The organism is Agromyces zhanjiangensis (assembly GCF_040496055.1).
Taxonomy (GTDB): Bacteria; Actinomycetota; Actinomycetes; order Actinomycetales; family Microbacteriaceae; genus Agromyces; species Agromyces zhanjiangensis.
Genome location: NZ_JBEPKB010000008.1, coordinates 1 through 20,114, shown reverse-complemented (window position 1 = coordinate 20,114; position 20,114 = coordinate 1). Strand labels below are relative to the sequence as shown.

Genomic DNA, 20,114 nt, shown 5'->3' with positions numbered 1-20,114 from the left:
CTCGGGCGACATGCTCCGGATGATGCTGCGCCCCCGCTGGGTGCTCGCCCTGATCGCTGCGCTCGGCATCGCAGCCGGCTTCGCGCTCCTCGCGCAGTGGCAGGTCGACCGTGCCGTCGAGGAGGCGACCGTGGTCGAGCGGCCCACCGAGGAGGTGCGGCCGATCGGTGAGGTCGTGCAGCCAGACGGGCCGACCGAGCAGGCCGCGACCGGCCAGCGCGTGTCGGTCACCGGCACGATCGTGCCGGGCGACACCGTGCTCGTGCAGGGTCGACTGAACGACGGCGTCGCCGGGTGGTGGGTCGTCGCGCACCTCGAGGTGACGGATGCCGCGCCCGGCGGGCTGCCCGTCGCGCTCGGTTGGGCGGCCGACGAGGAGACGGCCCGGGAAGCGCTCGACGAGGTCGACCGCGGGGCCGCACCCGGCGGCGAGGTCGAGGTCGTCGGCCGGTTCCTGCCGAGCGAGGCGCCGGTCGCCCCCGATGAGGGTGAGGACCCGCAGGCGATGACGACCGTCGCCGTCGCGCACCTCATCAACGTCTGGGCCGGCTACGACGACCGCCCCGTGTACTTCGGCTACGTCACGGCGACCGAGCCCGTCGCCGGGCTCGAGGCGATCGACTCGCCGCCGCCGCTCCAGGAGTCCGAGCTCAACTGGCTGAACGTGTTCTATGCGGTCGAGTGGGTCGTCTTCGCGGGCTTCGCGGTCTTCCTCTGGTACCGACTGGTGAAGGACGCCGTGCAGCGCGAGCGCGAGGAGGCCGAGCTGGCGGCCGAGGAGGGCGAGCAGGCAGCAGCGGCATCGGATGCCGCGGCACCCGCCGACGCGACCCGGGACTGAGCCGGGCTTCCGCCCTCGGCGAACTCCGGACGCGGTATCCGTCGGCGGGGTGAGGATGCCGGTGTGGGCGAAGACGATCTCGCACCGGACGAGGGCGCGGAGCACGCCGAGGACCCGCTCGACGCGTACTCGCGCGTCGTGACCCGGGTCGCGGGCGACCTGCTGCCGAGCATGGCGAGCCTCGCCGTGCGGTCGAGGCGCGGACAGGGCACCGGCAGTGCGAGCGTCGTGTCCGCCGACGGCATCCTGCTCACCTCGGCGCACGTCGTCGCAGGCGCCGACCGCGCCGAGGCGGCCTTCGGCGACGGCACCGAGGCCGACGCCGACGTGGTCGGCAGCGACCCGCTGTCCGACCTCGCGGTGCTCCGCGCCCACGGCCCGGTCCCGCCGCCGGTGCCGCTCGGGGACGCGCGGAGCCTCCGCGTCGGACAGCTCGTCGTCGCGCTCGGCACGCCGCTCGGGCTCGCCGGCAGCGTCACGGCGGGCATCGTCTCGAACCTCGGCCGCTCGCTGCCCACGGCCGCGGGCCGCGTCGTCGACGAGGTGATCCAGACGGATGCCGCGCTGAACCCCGGCAACAGCGGCGGCGCGCTCGCCGACGGCGCCGGGCGCATGGTGGGCGTCAACACCGCCGTCGCGGGCGTCGGCCTCGGGCTGGCGGTGCCGATCAACCCGGCGACGCGCGAGATCATCGACGCGCTCGTCGCGCACGGCCGCGTCCGCCGTGCTTGGCTCGGCATCGCGGGCGCCCAGGTTCGCCTCGCACCCGAACTCGCGGCGCGCGTCGGCTCGCCGACGGGGCTCCAGGTCACCGGCGTCGTCGACGGCAGCCCGGCCGAGGCCGCGGGCATCCGCCCCGGCGACATCGCGGTCAGCCTCGGCGGCACCGGCATCGTGACGGCGACCTCGATCCAGCGGCTGATGGTCGAGGGCGCGATCGACCGCGAGGTCGAGATGACGGTGTGGCGCGGAGGAGCGCTGGTCGACGTCTTCGTCGTCCCGCGCGAGCTCAGCGGCTCGTAGCCGCGTCGTCACGCCGCGTGCGGCTCCGCCTGCGTGGCATCCGTCACGGCCATCGCCCAGCCGGGCGCCCCGTAGACTGGACGCCATGCCCCTCGCGCCCAAACCGGCTGAATTCCCGCGCATCCGCGGGGCCCTGAAGTTCTACATGGTGGCCTCGGTCATCACGGGGGTCATGCTCCTCCTGCTCTGTGCGGAGATGCTGCTGAAGTACGTCTGGCACCTCGAGCTCTACGCGTTCGGGCCGAACGGCCTCCTCTCGCTCGAACCCGTCGCCGAGACGCCCGAGGGCCTCGAGTCGACCGGCACGGGCGTCAACCTCTCGACCGGCATCCTCATCGCGCACGGCTGGTTCTACGTCGTGTACCTCTTCAGCAACTTCCGGCTCTGGAGCCTCATGCGCTGGCCGTTCTGGCGCCTGCTGGTGCTCGCCTCGGGCGGCATCGTGCCGTTCCTCTCGTTCATCCTCGAGGCCCGCGTCGGGCGCGAGGTCCGCGACTACCTCGCGATGCGTGAAGCGGATGCCGCGGCCGCGCCTGTCGCGACCGATTCCGACTCCGACACCGATTCCGAGCCCGTGGAGGCCGCCCAGTGAGCGAGACCCAGCAGCGACCCGTCCTCGTCGTGGACTTCGGCGCGCAGTACGCGCAGCTGATCGCACGACGCGTGCGCGAGGCATCCGTCTACTCCGAGATCGTGCCGCACACGATCACGGCCGACGAGGTCCGCGCGAAGGACCCGGTCGGCATCGTGCTCTCGGGCGGGCCGTCGTCGGTGTACGAGCCGGGCGCGCCGTCTCTCGACCCGGGCATCCTCCAGCTCGGCGTGCCGACGCTCGGCATCTGCTACGGCTTCCAGGTCATGGCGCAGCAGCTCGGCGGCGAGGTCGCCCACACGGGTCACCGCGAGTACGGCTCGACCGCGGCAACCGTGCGCGTCGACGACCGCAACTCGCTGCTCGGCGGCCAGCCCGAGCACCAGACGGTCTGGATGAGCCACGGCGACTCCGTCGCGGTCGCGCCCGACGGGTTCGACGTGCTCGCCTCGACCGCGACCACGCCCGTCGCCGCGTTCGCCAACGACGAGCAGGGCTTCTACGGCGTGCAGTGGCACCCCGAGGTCAAGCACTCGCCGTACGGCCAGGACGTCATCGAGAACTTCCTGCACCGCGCGGCGGGCATCCCCGCCGACTGGAATCCCGACAACGTCATCGCCGAGCAGGTCGAGCGGATCCGTGCGCAGGTCGGCTCCGCGCGTGTGATCTCGGCGCTCTCGGGCGGTGTGGACTCCGCGGTCTCGACGGCGCTCGTCCATGAGGCCGTCGGCGACCAGCTGACCGCCGTGTTCGTCGACCACGGCCTGCTCCGCAAGGGCGAACGCGAGCAGGTGCAGGAGGACTACGTCGCCGCGACGGGCGTGCACCTCGTGACCGTCGACGCGGCCGACACGTTCCTCGCCGCGCTCGAGGGCGTCACCGACCCCGAGGAGAAGCGCAAGATCATCGGGCGCGAGTTCATCCGCGCCTTCGAGCAGGCCGAGCGCGACCTCATCGCCGAGGCCGCGGCCCACGGCGAGACCGTGAAGTTCCTCGTGCAGGGCACGCTCTACCCCGACGTCGTCGAGTCGGGCGGCGGCACCGGCACCGCGAACATCAAGAGCCACCACAACGTCGGCGGCCTCCCGGAGGACCTGCAGTTCGAGCTCGTCGAGCCGCTGCGCACCCTCTTCAAGGACGAGGTGCGCGCCATCGGCCGCGAGCTCGGGCTGCCCGAGGCGATCGTCGGCCGCCAGCCCTTCCCCGGGCCCGGCCTCGGCATCCGCATCGTCGGCGAGGTCACCCGCGACCGGCTCGAGGTGCTCCGCGAGGCCGACGCCATCGCGCGTGCCGAGCTCACCGCTGCGGGGCTCGACGACCAGATCTGGCAGTGCCCGGTCGTGCTGCTCGCCGACGTGCGCTCGGTCGGCGTGCAGGGCGACGGCCGCACCTACGGGCACCCGATCGTGCTGCGCCCGGTCTCGTCGGAGGACGCGATGACCGCCGACTGGACGCGCCTGCCCTACGACGTGCTCGCCAAGATCTCGAACCGCATCACCAACGAGGTGCGCGAGGTCAACCGCGTCGTGCTCGACGTGACGTCGAAGCCGCCGGGGACCATCGAGTGGGAGTGAGACGCTAGCCTGACCGCATGGCGGTCATCGAGAACTCGAAGCTCAGCGTCATCGGTGCCGGCAGCGTGGGCGCGAGCCTCGTGTACGCGTCGCTCATCCGCGAGTCGGCGAACCAGGTCGCGCTCTACGACATCGCGGCGGAGAAGGTCGAGGCCGAGGTGCTCGACCTCGCGCACGGCACGCAGTTCACGCGGTCGAACGTCATCGGCGGGTCCGACCTCGACGTCGTGGCCGGGTCGCACGTCGTCGTGATCACGGCCGGCGCGAAGCAGCAGCCGGGGCAGAGCCGTATGGAGCTCGCGGGCACGAACGTCGGGATCCTGGAGCGGCTCCTGCCGCAGTTGCTCGAGCGCGCACCCGACGCCATCTACGTGCTCGTCACGAACCCCGTCGACGTGCTCACCGTCGCCGCGCAGCGCATCAGCGGCCTGCCGCCCGAGCGGGTGATCGGGTCGGGCACCGTCCTCGACACCTCCCGCCTGCGGTGGCTGCTCGCCAAGCGCGCGGGCGTCATGACCTCGAGCGTGCACGCCGACATCGTCGGCGAGCACGGCGACACCGAGTTCCCGCTCTGGTCGAACGCTCGCATCGGGCCGGTCCCGATCCTCGACTGGACGGGCGGCGAGCGGTTCTCGATCGACGAGCTCGACGGCATCGCGTCGGAGGTGCGCAACGCGGCGTACGCCGTCATTCGCGGCAAGGGCGCGACGAACTACGCGATCGGGCTCTCGGGCGCGCGCATCGTCGAGGCGCTGCTCGACGACGAGCACGCCGTGCTGCCCGTGTCGACCGTGCACTCCGGGGCGTTCGGCCTCGACGGGGTCGCGCTGTCGATGCCGTCGGTGGTCGGCGGCAACGGCGCGTTCCCGATCGCCGAGACGCCGATGTCGGAGGCCGAGGCCGGGCTGCTCGCGGCATCCGGCGACGCGATCCGCGCGACCATGCAGACGCTCGGCCTCTGACGCCGCAGAGCGGCGCGGCCCCGTTCCGCTGCTCGAGCCTGCGGATATACGATCGGGCGCGCCGCGTTCACCGTCGGATTCGCGGTGCGCCGGATCGTATATCCGCAGAAGTGTGCGGGACGTGTCGATCCGGCGGCTTCCCGTTCGACGCCATGGATGAGAGGGTCGAGAGACGGCCCGGACACGCGAGGAGCATTCCACCATGCCGAAGTACATGCTGATCATGCGGGGCACCGACGAGGCCGTCGAGGCCTTCCAGGACATGCCGTTCGACGAGGTCATCGCGGCCATGGGCCGCTACAACGAGGAGATGATGAAGGCCGGCGTGATGCTCGCCGGAGAAGGGCTCTCCGACGCGAGCGAGGGCTTCGTGGTCGACTTCTCGGCCGAGCCGCCGCTCGTGACCGACGGGCCGTACGGCGAGACCAAGGAGCTGTTCAACGGGTTCTGGATCCTCGAGGTCGCCTCGAAGGAGGAGGCCGCCGAGTGGGCCAAGCGCTGCCCGCTCGGACCTGGGACCAAGCTCGAGGTGCGCCGCGTCACGGAACTCGACGACTTCCCGCAGGACAACGAGTGGATCCAGAAGGAGGCGGGCTGGCGCGAGGAGCAGGCGCAGCGCGCCGCGAAGGCGTGAGCGCCCGCATCCGACGGTGACCGACGAGACGGATGCTGCGACGGCGCGCCAGGTGGACCCCGAGTCCGCCCGGCGCGCCGTCGCCGCCGTCTGGCGCCGCGAGTCGGCCCGCATCGTCGCGACGCTGACGCGCATGGTCGGCGACTTCGCGCTCGCCGAGGACCTCGCGCAGGACGCGCTCGCCGAGGCGCTCGCGCAGTGGCCGGCCGGCGGTATCCCGTCGAACCCCGGCGCCTGGCTCACCGCGGTCGCGAAGCGCCGCGCGATCGACGGCTGGCGTCGCCGTGACCGCTACGACGTACGCCTCGCGGCGATCGCGCACGACCTCGAGCGCGAACAGGCCGAGGTGACGGATGCCACGGGCGACCTGCCGTACGACCCCGACGCGATCGACGACGACGTGCTCCGGCTCGTGTTCGTGTCGTGCCATCCGGTGCTGTCGCGCGAAGCGCGCGTCGCCCTCACGCTCCGCGTCGTCGGCGGCCTCACGACCGAGGAGATCGCGCGGGCGTTCCTCACGGCCGTTTCGACCGTGCAGCAGCGCATCGTGCGGGCGAAGAAGACGCTCGGCGCGGCCGGCGTGCCGTTCGAGGTGCCGCCGCGCGACGAGTTCCCGGAACGCCTCGGCACCGTGCTCGGGGTGCTCTACCTGATCTTCAACGAGGGCCACTCGGCGTCGGCCGGTTCCGACCTCATGCGGCCCGAGCTCAGCCGGGAGGCGCTGCGGCTCGCCCGAGTGCTCGCCGCGCTCGTGCCGCGTGAGCCCGAGGCGCACGGTCTCGTGGCGCTCATGGAGCTCACCGCGGCGCGCTTCCCGGCCCGCCTCGACGAGCACGGCGACCCGGTGCTGCTCGGCGACCAGGACCGCCGGCGGTGGGATCGCTCGGCGATCACGCGGGGGCGCGCGGCGCTCGCGCGCGCCGATGCGATCGGCCGCGGACGGGGTCCGTACGCATTGCAGGCGGCGATCGCGGAGCAGCACGACGCCGCGGCATCCGTCGACGACACCGACTGGGCCGCCATCGTCGCACTCTACGAGGCGCTCGGGCGGGTGGCGCCGTCGCCGGTGGTCGAGCTGAACCGCGCCGTCGCGGTCGCGATGGCCGACGGCCCGGCGGCGGGGCTCGCGCTCGTCGACGCGCTCGCCGTCGATGGCCGGCTGGCGCGGTACCACCCGCTGCAGGCGGTGCGCGCGGAGCTCCTCGAGCGGCTCGGCCGTGACGACGAGGCGCGCGAGGCGTTCGCCGAGGCGGCGCGACTCACCGCGAACGAGCGCGAGCGCGCGGTGCTGCTCGCGCGGGCGGCGACCCGCCGCTGAGCAGCCCGCGCCCGGGAACGCGGAACGGGCCGTCCCCGAGGGGGCGGCCCGTTCGCGAATCGCGGTTCGCCGGAGCTAGTCGCGTGCGATCGCGAGGATGCGCAGGATCTCGAGGTACAGCCAGATGACGGTGACCATGATGCCGAAGGCGCCGGTCCAGCCGTACTTCCGCGGGGCGCGGTTGCGCACGCCCTGCTGGATGAAGTCGAAGTCGAGCACGAGCGAGTACGCCGCCATGATCACGACGAGCACGCCGATGATGAGGCCCAGCGGGATGCCGGCGATCTCGGCGCCGCGGAGACCCCAGGGGTCGTCGGTGACGTTGAAGAGCATGAGGCCCATGTTCACGAGCGAGAACACGAGGTAGCCGACCATCGCGACGAGGAAGATCTTCGTCGCGCGCTTCGACGCGCGGATCTTGCCCGAGGCGAAGAGCGCGAGCGTCACGCCGACGACGACGAGCGTCGCGATGACGGCCTGCGCGACGATGCCGCCGCCGTAGGCCAGCTCGTACCACGCCGAGATGCCGCCGACGAAGATGCCCTGCACGCCCGCGTAGGCGAGGATGAGCGCGGGCGACGGCTCCTTCTTGAAGATGTTGACGAGCGCCAGGACGAAGCCGACGAGGCCGGCGCCGATCCAGAGGAACGGCACGGACTGGACCGTGAGCCAGCCGATCGCCGCACCGACGAGCAGCACGCCGAAGGCGGCGGCGGACTTCGCGATCGAGTCCTCGATCGTCATGACGTCGCGGTCGGGGAGCGTGGCGGGCTGGTTGTACATGTCCTGCAGCTGCTGGGCGGACATGTCCTGTGCGACAGCCACCGCCCCCTGGCCGGAGGTGAACGCCTCGTTGCGTGAGAAGGCGGGGTTGTTGAGAGCCATTGCTGTGGTTCCTCTGCTTTCGGCTTTCCGTCGTGTGGAGGGGAATCGCACGACCTGGCGGTCGCGTCCGTCAAATCTACCTGCTCCGGCGGTGACAATGCCGTGAGATCCCCCGGCATTCCGGGGCGGATGCCCCCTCGGCGCTCGATACGCTGGCCCCATGCTGCGCGATCTCGCCGAGCGTCCGTTCGTGATCGGGCACCGCGGCGCGTCCGGGTACCGGCCCGAGCACACCGAGGCCGCGTACCGGATGGCGTTCGCGCTCGGCGCCGACGCGGTCGAGCCCGACCTCGTCGCGACGCGCGACGGCGTGCTCGTGCTGCGGCACGAGAACGAGATCTCGGGCACGACGGATGTCGCGTCCCGCGCCGAGTTCGCCTCGCGTCGCACCACGCGCGAGGTCGACGGGCGACCGCTCACGGGATGGTTCACGGAGGACTTCACGTGGGCCGAGCTGGCGACGCTCCGCGCGACCGAGCGGCTGGGCGGCATCCGCCCGCACAGCGCGAGCTTCGACGGCCGGTTTCCGATCCTGCGGTTCCGTGACCTGCTGGGGCTGCTGGATGCCGCGACCGACGAGTCGCGGCGGATCATCCGCCTCGTCGCGGAGTTCAAGCACGCGACGCACTTCGCCGCCCTCGGCCTGCCCCTCGAGGAGCTGTTCGCCGCCGAGCTCTCGGCCGCGGGCTGGGGTCGCGGCGACGACCGCCTCGTCTCGGAGTCGTTCGAGCCGGGGCTCCTCGACCGGCTCGTGTCGGCGGGCGTGCGCGGGACGCGCGTGCTGCTGGTCGAGGACCGCGGCGCGCCCTTCGACCTGGTCGCGGCCGACGGGTCGTCCGCGAAGCGGTACGACCGGTTCGTGAGCGAGCGGGGGCTGCTCGAGCTCGGCGGCATCGTGCACGGCGTCAGCGTCGGCAAGGGTCGGCTCGTCGGCGGCGGGCCGGAGCCGGTGGAGGGTGCGGCGCCGCGACGCCGGCGCCCCGATGCCGCACTGCACGGGTCCGATCTCGTCGACGCCGCGCATGCGGCCGGGCTCGCGGTGTACGCGTGGACCCTGCGACCCGAGAACCGGTTCCTCGCGCCCGAGTTCCGGCGCGGCTCCTCGCGCGGCGCGTGGGGCGACTGGCTCGGCGAGTTCACCCGGATCATGGACACGGGCGTGGACGGCGTGTTCCTCGACCACCCCGACCTCGGCCTCGAGGCGCGGCAGGCGTACTTCGAATCCGAGTACCAGCCCTGACGCCCGCCCTCCGCGCTGAGCCGCGTCGGTCGCCTCGGTCGCCTCGGCACCCGCGGGCCGACTCCCGTGAATCGGCGCCGTGTGCCGCCATTGCACGGGAGTCGCGGCACGGCAGTGCGGCAGCGTTCGGCGCGTCTCGCGGCGAGGCCCGGCAAGTGGCGCCGTCGGCTGCCATTGCACGGGAGTCGCTTCAGAGGCCCACGGAACGCCGCACCAGCGCGGCCCGCACCGGATCGACCGGCCGTGCCGGGCTGTCGGATGCCGCGCCTAGAATTGACGGGACATGACGCTGATCCTCGACCCCGACGACCCCACCGGCTGGCGCGAGGCGCCCGACGAGGCCCGCGGCGCCGGCCACGCGGCATCCGATCGACTGACCGCGGGGCTGAACCCGCAGCAGCGCGAGGCGGTCGAGTACCGCGGCCAGGCGCTGCTCATCGTCGCGGGTGCGGGGTCGGGCAAGACGCGCGTGCTGACGCACCGCATCGCGAGCCTCATCGACGGGCGCGAGGCGTGGCCCAGCCAGATCCTCGCGATCACGTTCACCAACAAGGCCGCGGCCGAGATGCGCGAACGCGTCGAGGCGCTGCTCGGCGAGGCCGCGGGCGGCATGTGGATCTCGACGTTCCACTCGGCGTGCGTGCGGATCCTGCGCCGCGAGGCCGAGGCCATCGGGCTGAGCTCGACGTTCACCATCTACGACTCGGCCGACCAGCGCACCATCCTGAAGCGCATCATCAAGGAGCTCGACGCCGACACGCTCGGCTTCACGCCCGCAAGCGCGCAGGCGAAGATCTCGAAGCTCAAGAACGAGCTGAGCGACGTCGAGACGTACGCGCGGAACGTCAACACGAACGATCCGAACGACGTCATGTTCCTCGAGATCTTCCGCCAGTACACGCGCCGGCTGCGCGACGCGAGCGCGCTCGACTTCGACGACCTCATCAGCGAGACGGTCTACCTGTTCCGCGCGTTCCCGAAGGTAGCGGCGCTCTACCAGCGCCGGTTCCGCCACATCCTCGTCGACGAGTACCAGGACACGAACCACGCGCAGTACGCCCTCATCCGCGAGCTCACGCGGCCGGTCGAGCCCGACGTCGTCGCCGAGCTCGACGCGCACGGCGTGCTCGTGCGGGGCATGACGGATGCGACGGGCGCGATCCCGGGTGCGAGCCTCACCGTCGTCGGCGACTCCGACCAGTCGATCTACGCGTTCCGCGGCGCCGACATCCGCAACATCGTGGAGTTCGAGCGCGACTTCCCGGGCGCGAAGGTCGTGCTGCTCGAGCAGAACTACCGGTCGACGCAGAACATCCTGTCGGCGGCCAACGCGGTCATCTCGAACAACTTCGACCGCAAGGACAAGAAGCTCTGGACCGCTGACGGCGACGGCGACAAGATCACGGGCTACACGGGGTACTCGGCGCACGACGAGGCCCAGTTCGTCGCCGACGAGATCGAGTCGCTGCACCGGGCCGGGGTGGCGTACCGCGACATCGCGGTGTTCTACCGCACGAATGCGCAGACGCGTGCCCTGGAGGAGATCTTCGTGCGGTCCGCGCTGCCGTACCGCGTGGTCGGCGGCACGAAGTTCTACGAACGAGCCGAGATCAAGGACGCGATGGCCTACCTGATCGCGGTCGCGAATCCGCTCGACGAGCTCGCGATCCGTCGCATCCTGAACACGCCGAAGCGCGGGATCGGCCCGGCGACCGAGACCGCCATCGCGAGCTTCGCCGAGCAGAACGACCTCTCGTTCCGACAGGCGATGCGCGCAGCGGATGGCCTGGGGCTCGGGCCGAAGGTCACGAAGGCGATCCTCGAACTCGCGAACCTGCTCGACGCGGCCGCCGCGATGCTCGTGCCGTCGCAGAAGGGCATCGACGAGGGGACGAACGAGGGCGCCTCGAAGGTCTCCGAGGTGCTCGCGTTCCTCATGGAGGGCTCGAAGCTCGTCGAGATGCTCCGCACGAGCCGTGATCCTCAAGACGAGACGCGCGCCGAGAACGTCGAGGAGCTCGTCGCCCAGACCAAGGACTTCGACCGCGAGAACCCGGGCGCCGGGCTCGTCGACTTCCTCACCCAGGTCTCGCTCGTGGCCGCCGCCGACGAGCTCGACGACGCGTCGGGCACGGTCTCGCTCATGACGCTGCACACCGCGAAGGGCCTCGAGTATCACGCGGTGTTCCTCACCGGGCTCGAGGAGGGCCTGCTGCCGCACCAGATGTCGGCGTCGGAGCCCGGCGGGCCGGCCGAGGAGCGCCGGCTCTTCTACGTCGGCATCACGCGGGCCCGCAAGCGCCTGTACCTCTCGCTCGCCATGAGCAGAGCGCAGTTCGGCGAGGTGTCGGTGGCCATGCCGAGCCGCTACCTGCAGGAGATCCCCGACGAACTCGTCGACTGGAAGCAGTCTCCGGGCATGGCGAACAGTCGCGGCGGCAGCCAGCCTCGCGCCCTCAACGCGCGGCGCGGCTTCGGCGGCGGCGCGGGCGGCGGCGGGGCCTGGGGCACGCGCGACCGCGACCTCGAGCGCTTCAGCGTCACGAAGTCCGCGGCGCCGAAGACCGAGTGGGCCAACCGGGTCACGGGCACCGTGCGCGACAACGGCGACCTCACGCTCGAGGCCGGCGACCGCATCCGCCACACCGACTTCGGCGAGGGCACGGTGCGGCAGGTCACGGGCGAGGGCACCAAGCGCATCGCGCACGTCGCGTTCGACTCCGCCGGCCAGAAGAAGCTCCTGATCAAGATCGCGCCGATCGAGAAGCTGTGACCTGGCCGATCCGCGCGCAGCGCACCGTCTACGAGAACCCGTGGATCCGCGTCGTCGAGGACGACGTCGTGCGACCCGACGGCACCGAGGGCATCTACGGCGTCGTCGAGATGCGCAACCCGGCGGTGTTCGTCGTCGCGATGACGGACGCCGACGAGGTCCTCCTCGTCACGGTCGACCGGCACACCGTCGGCAGGTCGATCGAGGTGCCAGCCGGCGGCTCCGACGGGGAGGAGGCGCTCGTCGCCGCCCGCCGCGAGCTCCTCGAGGAGACCGGGTACGAGGCAGGTGAGTGGCGCGAGATCGGCGCGATGACCGCACTCAACGGCATCTGCCGGGCGCCCGAGTCGGTCTGGCTGGCGACCGGCGTCCGCCCCGCACCGGGCGCGGCGCACGGCCAGGCGGAGGAGGGGATCCACGAGGTCCGCGCGGTGCCGTGGGCGGAGGCCATGCGGATGATCCGGGACGGCGAGATCACCGACGGCGAGAGCGTCGCGGCGCTCATGTATGCCGCTCTCGCACTCGGTCGCGTCTGATGACCGGTTCCCAGCAACCGCATAGGCGCCGCATCGACAGGCGATAGACCGCGGGCGCACCATCGGGACATGGCATTCCTCGTCCACGACGCTCGACACCTCGAGCGGCCCACCCGCCCCGTCGGCGGAGCCGAGCGCGCGCGCGCCGGCCGTCGGCTGTGGCGCGTCGACCTGCTGCAGGCGGCGGCCGTGGCATCCGTCGCCGTCGCCGTCTCGCTGTTCCTCGCCGAGGGCGGGGTCGCGCGGTTCGGCGACCCCGGTTCGGCGATCACGTCGCTGGGCATCATCGCCGGGCTCGCCGCGACCGACCTCGTGCTCGTCATGCTGCTGCTCGCGGCCCGCGTGCCGCTCATCGAGCGCGCCGTCGGCCACGATGCCGCCATGGCCCTGCACAACCGGCTGGGCAAGCCCGTGCTCTACCTCCTCCTCGCCCACGGCGTGCTGCTGCTCGCCGGCTACGCGATCGCCGACGGGGTCGACCTCGTCGCCGAGGCCGTCGCGATCTGGAACCTCCCCGACCTGCCGCTCGCGATCGTCGGATTCGCGCTCTTCGTCGCGGTCGTCGTGAGCTCGCTCGTCGCGGTGCGTCGAAAGCTGCGGTACGAGGTGTGGCACGTCATCCACCTGCTCGTCTACGTCGCGGTCCTCGCCGCGCTGCCGCACCAGTTCAGCGTCGGCGGCCTGTTCGCCGTGGGAACCTGGCAGTGGGCGTACTGGCTCGTCATCACCTTCGGCACGTTCGCGGCGGTCGTCGGCTGGCGTGTCATCGCGCCGCTGGTGGCGACGTTCCGGCACGGCCTCGTGGTCGAGCGCATCGATCCCGTCGGCGACCCGCGCGACGGCGTCGTGTCGGTCACGATGCACGGGCGGCGACTGGCCGCGCTCCGCGCGACCGGCGGGCAGTTCTTCATCTGGCGCTTCCTCTCCGCCGGGCAGTGGTGGCAGGCGCACCCCTACTCGCTGTCGGCAGCACCGCGCGGCGACCGGCTCCGCATCACCGTGCGGGCGCTCGGGGACGGGTCGGCGAGCCTTGCCGGCATCCGCCCAGGTACGCGCGTCGCGCTCGAGGGGCCGTACGGCATCTTCAGCGAGGCATCGCGCAGCCGGAGGCGCCTCACGCTCGTCGCGGCCGGCATCGGGGTCACGCCCGTGCGATCGCTGCTCGAGTCGGCGACGTTCCGGCCGGGCGAGGCGACGGTCGTGCTGCGCACGCAGGGACCCGCCGAGGGCTGGCTCCTCGACGAGGTGCGCGACCTCTGCCATCGGCGCGGGGCCACCCTGATCACGGTGCCCGGCGGGCGCGGGCACGGCTGGCTGACCTCCTCGGCCGAACGCCAGGGCCTCGACCTGCTCGCGCTCGTGCCCGCATTCGTCGACAGCGACCTGTACGTCTGCGGCCCGCGCGGGTGGGCCGAGGGCGTCATCTCCGAGGCCCGCGCCGCGGGCCTGGCTGACGAGCAGATCCATCACGAGAGGTTCGACTGGTGAGAACACGCGCACTCCTCCTCGCGTCCGCGGCATCGGCTGCGGCGATCATCGGCGGCTGGCAGCTCGGCACAACCGCGACCGACAGCCTGACGACCGCAGGCGGATCGACGGCGAGCGACGCGTCGTCGGGCTCGAGCTCATCGGGGTCGTCCGTTTCGTCGGGGTCCTCCGGCACGTCGGGGTCCGCCGGCACATCGGACTCGGGCAGCTCCACCGGGTCGTCGACGCCGGATGCCGCGGCATCCGCCGATGCGGCATCGACCTCGGGTGCGGCCGACGGGACGTACGCGGGCACGACCGTCTCGACCCGGTTCGGCGACGCGCAGGTGCAGGTCACGATCTCGGGCGGATCGATCACCGACGTGACGGCGTTGCAGTTGCCCGACCACGACGGCCGCTCGGTCCAGATCAGCAACCGCGCCGCGACCGTGCTCCAGTCCGAGGTACTGCAGGCGCAGTCGTCGTCGGTCGCGATGGTGAGCGGCGCGACGTACACGAGCTCGGCGTACCTGCAGTCGCTGCAGGCGGCGCTCGACGCCGCGGGGTTCTGACGATGACCGGGGCCACGGCGGGTGCGAGGGGAGCCTCGGGCCTCGCGCTGCCGCCCGGAGCGTTCGAGGCGATGGGCACGGTCGTGAGCGTCCGCTCGGGTGCGTCCGGCGCCGGGGCGGATGCGGCGACCGCCGCCGTCGTGGAGGTCTTCGCGCGGTGGGAGTCGCGCTGCAGCCTGTTCGATCCCTCTTCGGAGCTGAGCCGCATCGGTCGAGGCGAGCTGGCGCTCGTCGATGCGAGCGCCGACGTCCGCGACGCGTACGCCCTCGCGCTGCACTGGCGCGACGCGACGGACGGCGCGTTCACGCCGCATCGCGGCGACGGGCTGATCGACCTGAACGGGGTGGTCAAGGCGCTCGCCGTGGAGGAGGCGGGGGAGGCGCTCGACCGGGCCGGGCTCGCGGGGTGGGCGATCAACGCGGGCGGCGATGTGCTCGTCGCCGCGGCGACGGTCGGCCCGGATGGCGGCGGCCCGCCGATCGGCATCGTGGACCCGTCCGACCGGTCGACCCTGCTCTCGCGCATCGACCTCGATCCGCCGCGGAGGCGTGCGGTCGCGACGTCCGGCAGCGTCGAGCGAGGCGACCACATCTGGACCCTTCCCGGTTCCGGCCCGTCGCCGTTCGTGCAGGTCAGCGTGGCCGCGGCCGACCTGGTCACCGCCGACGTGCTCGCGACCGCGATCGTCGCGGGCGGCCCCACCGCGCTCGACGACTCGGCCGGCCGCCACGACATCGACGTGCTCGCGGTGACCAGTGACGGCGGCCTGCTCGCGACGCCCGGGTGGCCGCGGCGCGCCGGCGCGCCCGGCGCCTGAGTCGGTCCGGGGACTAGACCACCGCGCCGCCGAGCAGTGCGCCGATCGCCCAGGTCACCGCGAGCGCGAGCGCGCCGCCGATGACGACGCGCATGATCGCGCGCGTCCGCGGCGCACCGCCGATCCACGCCGCGAGCCACCCGGTGATCGCGAGGGCGATCATCACCGCGACGAACGTCGTCGCGACCCGCCACTCGGGCGGCGGCAGGAGGATCGCGAGCATCGGCAGGACCGCCCCGACCAGGAACGACGCGGCCGACGCCCACGCGGCGTGCCACGGGTTCACGACGTCGACCTCGGAGATGTGCAGCTCGGCCTCGAGGTGCGCCGCGAGCGCGTCGTGCTCGGTCAGCTCGCGGGCGACGAGCTCGGCGGTCTCGGGCCTCAGCCCCTTCGCACGGTAGATTCCGGCGAGCTCGGCGAGCTCCTGCTCGGGCATCGTCGCGAGCTCGCCCTTCTCCTTGGCGATCAGCGCGTGCTCGGTGTCGCGTTGGCTCGAGACCGACACGTACTCGCCGAGGCCCATCGAGATCGCGCCGGCGATCACCGAGGCGACGCCCGCGACGAGGATCGCGCCGACATCCGTCGTCGCGGCGGCGACGCCGACCACGAGCGCGGCGACCGAGACGATGCCGTCGTTCGCGCCGAGCACGCCCGCGCGCAGCCAGTTGAGCTTCTCGTGGACCTTCCCGTCGTGGGGATCGGTGCGGTGCACCGGTTCGGCCGTGGCATCCGTCATGGCGGCAGTCTCGCAAAGCGGAGGATCGTGCGCCAGCATGGTGAGGCTCACCTGAGCGGCCGCGCGGCGGCCTGCGTGCCGGCCGTCGACGCCGCGTTCGGCGGCCCGTCGGCGACGGAGTACCATGGTCGCGGTTCGACTTATCTCGACATCGAGGTATCTTGACGTCGAGACTCTCACAGCCGGGCCTCTCACCCACCCATCCCTGCGCGCAATCCGCGCGGAACGATAGGAAGCAGAGCGTGGATCTTTACGAGTACCAGGCCAGAGACCTCTTCGAGAAGTACGGAGTGCCGGTGCTCCCGGGCATCGTCGCCGACACCCCCGAAGACGTGCGCGCCGCAGCCGAGAAGCTCGGCGGCGTCGTCGTCGTCAAGGCGCAGGTGAAGACCGGCGGCCGCGGCAAGGCGGGCGGCGTCAAGGTCGCCAAGAACCCCGACGAGGCGGAGGAGGCCGCGAAGGCCATCCTCGGCCTCGACATCAAGGGCCACGTCGTCAAGCGCGTCATGGTCGCGGGCGGCGCACGTATCGCGCAGGAGTTCTACTTCTCGGTGCTCCTCGACCGCGCCAACCGCTCCTACCTCTCGCTCACGAGCGTCGAGGGCGGCATGGAGATCGAGCAGCTCGCCGTCGAGAAGCCCGAGGCCCTCGCCCGCATCGAGGTCGACCCCGGCACCGGTATCAGCCCGGAGAAGGCCCGCGAGATCGCGGTCGCCGCGAACTTCCCGGCCGAGCTGGTCGACAAGGTGGCCGACGTCTTCGTGAAGCTCTACGACGTCTACACGGGTGAGGACGCGACACTCGTCGAGGTCAACCCGCTCATCCTGTCGGAGGACGGCGACGTCATCGCCCTCGACGGCAAGGTCACGCTCGACGAGAACGCCGAGTTCCGGCACGCGGGCCACGCCCTGCTCGAGGACAAGGACGCGGCCGACCCGCTCGAGGCCAAGGCCAAGCAGCTCGACCTCAACTACGTCAAGCTCGACGGCGAGGTCGGCATCATCGGCAACGGCGCGGGCCTCGTCATGTCGACGCTCGACGTCGTCGCGTACGCCGGCGAGAACCACGGCGGCGTGAAGCCCGCGAACTTCCTCGACATCGGCGGCGGCGCCTCGGCCGAGGTCATGGCCAACGGCCTCTCGATCATCCTCGGCGACCCGCAGGTCAAGTCGGTCTTCGTGAACGTCTTCGGCGGCATCACCGCATGCGACCAGGTCGCCAAGGGCATCGTCGGCGCGCTCGCCGAGCTCGGACACGAGGCGAACAAGCCGCTCGTCGTGCGCCTCGACGGCAACAACGTGGCCGAGGGCCGTCGCATCCTCGAGGAGGCGGCGCACCCGCTCGTCACCCTCGCCGACAACATGGACCAGGGCGCCGACAAGGCCGCCGAGCTGGCGAACGCCGCGTAAGCGCAGAAGGACAGGATCACTGCAATGACGATCTTCCTGAACAAGGACAACAAGGTCATCGTCCAGGGCATCACCGGCGGCGAGGGCTCGAAGCACACCGCGCGCATGCTCGCGGCGGGCACGCAGGTCGTGGGCGGCGTGAACGCCCGCAAGGCCGGCACCACCGTGCTGCACAAGGACAAGGACGGCAACGACGTCGAGCTGCCCGTCTTCGCATCGGTCAGCGAGGCCATCGAGGCGACCGGGGCGGATGTCTCGATCGCGTTCGTTCCGCCGGCCTTCACCAAGGACGCCGTCGTCGAGGCCATCGACGCCGAGATCCCGCTCCTCGTCATCATCACCGAGGGCGTGCCCGTGCAGGACTCGGCCGAGTTCTGGGCCTACGCCAAGGAGCAGGGCGAGAAGACGCGCATCATCGGCCCGAACTGCCCCGGCATCATCAGCCCCGGCGAGTCGCTCGTCGGCATCACCCCGGCGAACATCACCGGCAAGGGCCCGATCGGCCTCGTCTCGAAGTCGGGCACGCTGACGTACCAGATGATGTACGAGCTCCGCGACCTCGGCTTCTCGACCGCGATCGGCATCGGCGGCGACCCGATCATCGGCACGACGCACATCGATGCGCTCGCCGCGTTCGAGGCCGACCCCGAGACCAAGGCGATCGTCATGATCGGCGAGATCGGCGGCGACGCCGAGGAGCGCGCGGCCGACTTCATCAAGGCGAACGTGACCAAGCCGGTCGTCGGCTACGTCGCGGGCTTCACCGCGCCCGAGGGCAAGACGATGGGCCACGCGGGCGCGATCGTGTCCGGCTCGGCCGGCACCGCCCAGGCGAAGAAGGAGGCCCTCGAGGCCGCCGGCGTCAAGGTCGGCAAGACGCCGTCCGAGACCGCCCGCCTGCTGCGCGAGGTCTACGAGGCGCTCGGCGCGTAAGAGAACGGACGTCGCGGCCCCGCGTTCGACGCCGCGCCGCGTCCCACGGGAGGGGCCCTGCCGGCGATGCCGGCGGGGCCCCTCGTGTCAGGTTCGAGCTGCCTTCTCAGCTCACGGGTCGATCACGATGGTGCAGACGACCGTCCGCGGCTCGAGGTCGTCGATCGTGATGCTCGGGTCGTCCATCATGTCGCCGAGCGACACCGTGTCGGAGCCGGCCACGTCGCACGAGATGCTCGAGAACGTGCCGCCGTCCACCTGGGAGTCGACGCTCACGGTGAGGTTCGTGAGCGGGACGTTGGTGAACGTCACGGACGGATCGTCGTTGCAGTCGGTGTCCTGGACCACGGTCGCGGTCTGCGGGTTCGCGCTCGTCACGGCGTAGCCGCTCGGCACCGACTCGGTCACCTCGTAGTCGCCGGAGTCGATCGCGGCGATGCAGGCGCGCCCGCTGGCGTCGGTCGTCACGACCTGGCCGCCGGCCGGCAGCGAACCGCCGGTCACGGTGAAGTCCACACCGGACTGCGGGTGGTCGCCCGGGCCGTCCGCCGCGTGCTTGGTCGTCTTCTCGATCACGAGCGCGCCGCAGTTGTTGATCCCGGTCGGGACGGGTGCGATGTAGTCCTTCATCGCGGCCGTGAAGGAGTCGGAGGACCGGCTCTTCAGGTACGCGCTGCCGAACGCCACGCAGTCGTCGCCGACGATCGCGGAGAAGTTCACCGACGCCTCGCCGAACGTGCGTGCCGAGATGTCGCCCAGGCCGTCGGCCTCGGCGGCCGGGATCGCGCTGGTGTTGATCGACCCGGTGGCATCGCCCGCGGCGGTCAGGCTCTCGCGGACACCCCAGCACGGGGTGCTGTTCGCCGCCTCGCACTGCGACTTCGGTCCGCTGGCGACCCAGGTCGACAGGAACAGCTCCGGGTTGGTGCCGCCGTTGGCGAGGTCGTACTGGATGAGCAGGTCGCCGGCAGTGCGGACCGGGGTCACTCCGTTGCCGGAGTCGACGTCGGACTGGTTGAACTCGAAGTCCATGTTCGTGGTGCCGGTCGGGTCCTGCACGCGGTGCCAGAACAGGTGCAGGAAGTCGTCGCCCGGGGTCTCCTCGAGGTAGAGGCCGAAGTTCTTCAGGTCGGACTTGTTCGGTGGGATGCTGCCGGTGACGGGCGTGGGCACGGCCGTGTCCTCCTTGGAACCCTGGCCGAAGGAGTCGTCGCCGGTGCCGGACTCGGCGTCCGCCTGGATGACGTAGCTGACCGAGGCCCAGTCGTCCCATCCGACATTGTCGACCTCGAGGTTGGCGTCGGAGTCGATCTCGAAGTTGCTGCCGTCGAGGCTGATGATGCCCGGCGGGTTGACGGCCTGCGCCGGCCCGCCGATCATCACGGCGCCGGCGAGGGCGAGGAGGCCGGCGCCGGCGGCACCGCGGATGCACCGCCGCCGGAACTCGGCACGTTCTTCGGGTGTTCGGTTTCGGGTTGTGTGGGGCATCATCGCCTCCGGTGTCGCAGGTTCGTCCGGTCCGGTCGGGCCGGACGGCCTCTGCGGGGCGAGGGGCGGGGCTCGCAGGCCCGTCCCCGGCGCGTCGGCCGGCGGTGGGGGCTCGTCGATCGGCGTGCGTCGCGCCGTAGGGGTCTCTCACGCCAATCCGCACGTTACTCGTGACCGGCCGACACCGGAACCGTAGATGAGGAATACTCGATACCCCAGATCGGGACGCGCAGCACGATCGCGAGCAGCACGACCGCGAGGCCGAGCACCTGCGGTTTCGTCGCGGCGTGCAGGCGGCTCAGGACGTCGG

19 protein-coding genes are annotated in these 20,114 nt (G+C 71.8%); 15 read left to right on the top strand and 4 right to left on the bottom strand.

Annotation, left to right across the window (positions count from 1 at the left end):
• The first annotated feature begins 10 nt into the window (after positions 1-10).
• From ABME02_RS14375 to ABME02_RS14345, 7 genes are all read left to right on the top strand, one after another.
• Positions 11-841 (top strand): SURF1 family protein, encoded by an 831-nt coding sequence (locus tag ABME02_RS14375; protein WP_353816034.1) that lies wholly within the window; start codon positions 11-13, stop codon positions 839-841.
• 63 nt (positions 842-904) lie between these two features.
• Entirely contained in the window at positions 905-1,864 is a 960-nt protein-coding gene (locus ABME02_RS14370; RefSeq protein WP_353816033.1) for a S1C family serine protease, read from the top strand.
• Between the two features lie 85 nt (positions 1,865-1,949).
• Positions 1,950-2,456, top strand: coding sequence for a DUF3817 domain-containing protein (locus ABME02_RS14365; protein WP_353816032.1), 507 nt, complete (start codon positions 1,950-1,952; stop codon positions 2,454-2,456).
• Complete coding sequence (guaA, locus tag ABME02_RS14360) at positions 2,453-4,030, top strand: glutamine-hydrolyzing GMP synthase (RefSeq protein WP_353816031.1); 1,578 nt, start codon at positions 2,453-2,455, stop codon at positions 4,028-4,030. The genes ABME02_RS14365 and guaA overlap by 4 nt, the downstream gene beginning before the upstream one ends.
• Positions 4,031-4,047: 17 nt before the next feature.
• Positions 4,048-4,992: an L-lactate dehydrogenase gene (locus ABME02_RS14355; RefSeq protein ID WP_353816030.1), complete on the top strand. Its 945-nt coding sequence runs from the start codon at positions 4,048-4,050 to the stop codon at positions 4,990-4,992.
• A gap of 202 nt (positions 4,993-5,194) precedes the next feature.
• Positions 5,195-5,626, top strand: a complete 432-nt coding sequence (locus tag ABME02_RS14350; RefSeq protein WP_353816029.1) for a YciI family protein — start codon at positions 5,195-5,197, stop codon at positions 5,624-5,626.
• Positions 5,627-5,642: 16 nt separating this feature from the next.
• Complete coding sequence (locus tag ABME02_RS14345) at positions 5,643-6,944, top strand: RNA polymerase sigma factor (protein WP_436408278.1); 1,302 nt, start codon at positions 5,643-5,645, stop codon at positions 6,942-6,944.
• A gap of 75 nt (positions 6,945-7,019) precedes the next feature.
• Here ABME02_RS14345 and ABME02_RS14340 read toward each other — a convergent pair whose 3' ends face one another.
• Positions 7,020-7,829 carry a Bax inhibitor-1/YccA family protein gene (locus ABME02_RS14340; RefSeq protein ID WP_353816028.1) on the bottom strand — a complete coding sequence of 270 codons (810 nt, stop codon included), beginning with the start codon at positions 7,827-7,829 and terminating at the stop codon, positions 7,020-7,022.
• Positions 7,830-7,989: 160 nt separating this feature from the next.
• Between ABME02_RS14340 and ABME02_RS14335 the strand changes: the two genes are divergently transcribed.
• From ABME02_RS14335 to ABME02_RS14310, 6 genes are all read left to right on the top strand, one after another.
• Positions 7,990-9,069, top strand: a complete 1,080-nt coding sequence (locus ABME02_RS14335; protein ID WP_353816027.1) for a glycerophosphodiester phosphodiesterase family protein — start codon at positions 7,990-7,992, stop codon at positions 9,067-9,069.
• Between the two features lie 283 nt (positions 9,070-9,352).
• Positions 9,353-11,842, top strand: coding sequence for an ATP-dependent helicase (locus ABME02_RS14330; RefSeq protein ID WP_353816026.1), 2,490 nt, complete (start codon positions 9,353-9,355; stop codon positions 11,840-11,842).
• Positions 11,839-12,378, top strand: coding sequence for an NUDIX domain-containing protein (locus ABME02_RS14325; protein ID WP_353816025.1), 540 nt, complete (start codon positions 11,839-11,841; stop codon positions 12,376-12,378). The genes ABME02_RS14330 and ABME02_RS14325 overlap by 4 nt, the downstream gene beginning before the upstream one ends.
• Positions 12,379-12,447: 69 nt before the next feature.
• The gene (locus ABME02_RS14320; protein ID WP_353816024.1) at positions 12,448-13,866 is read left to right on the top strand and encodes a ferredoxin reductase family protein; all 1,419 of its coding nucleotides are present in this window, start codon (positions 12,448-12,450) and stop codon (positions 13,864-13,866) included.
• A complete protein-coding gene (locus ABME02_RS14315; protein WP_353816023.1) occupies positions 13,863-14,417 on the top strand; it encodes an FMN-binding protein in 555 nt (184 codons plus the stop codon). Before ABME02_RS14320 ends, ABME02_RS14315 begins: the two co-directional genes overlap by 4 nt.
• 2 nt (positions 14,418-14,419) lie before the next feature.
• Positions 14,420-15,235, top strand: a complete 816-nt coding sequence (locus ABME02_RS14310; RefSeq protein WP_353816022.1) for an FAD:protein FMN transferase — start codon at positions 14,420-14,422, stop codon at positions 15,233-15,235.
• 13 nt (positions 15,236-15,248) lie between these two features.
• On the opposite strand, the gene ABME02_RS14305 is transcribed toward ABME02_RS14310, so the two are convergent.
• Complete coding sequence (locus ABME02_RS14305; RefSeq protein ID WP_353816021.1) at positions 15,249-15,974, bottom strand: VIT1/CCC1 transporter family protein; 726 nt, start codon at positions 15,972-15,974, stop codon at positions 15,249-15,251.
• Between the two features lie 242 nt (positions 15,975-16,216).
• Between ABME02_RS14305 and sucC the strand changes: the two genes are divergently transcribed.
• Positions 16,217-17,383 (top strand): ADP-forming succinate--CoA ligase subunit beta, encoded by a 1,167-nt coding sequence (gene sucC / locus ABME02_RS14300; RefSeq protein WP_353816020.1) that lies wholly within the window; start codon positions 16,217-16,219, stop codon positions 17,381-17,383.
• A gap of 24 nt (positions 17,384-17,407) precedes the next feature.
• Positions 17,408-18,316 carry a succinate--CoA ligase subunit alpha gene (gene sucD, locus ABME02_RS14295; protein ID WP_353816019.1) on the top strand — a complete coding sequence of 303 codons (909 nt, stop codon included), beginning with the start codon at positions 17,408-17,410 and terminating at the stop codon, positions 18,314-18,316.
• A gap of 111 nt (positions 18,317-18,427) precedes the next feature.
• On the opposite strand, the gene ABME02_RS14290 is transcribed toward sucD, so the two are convergent.
• A complete protein-coding gene (locus tag ABME02_RS14290) occupies positions 18,428-19,804 on the bottom strand; it encodes a SpaA isopeptide-forming pilin-related protein (RefSeq protein WP_353816018.1) in 1,377 nt (458 codons plus the stop codon).
• 164 nt (positions 19,805-19,968) lie between these two features.
• Positions 19,969-20,106, bottom strand: coding sequence for a monovalent cation/H(+) antiporter subunit G (locus tag ABME02_RS14285; RefSeq protein WP_353816181.1), 138 nt, complete (start codon positions 20,104-20,106; stop codon positions 19,969-19,971).
• Between the last annotated feature and the right edge of the window lie 8 nt (positions 20,107-20,114).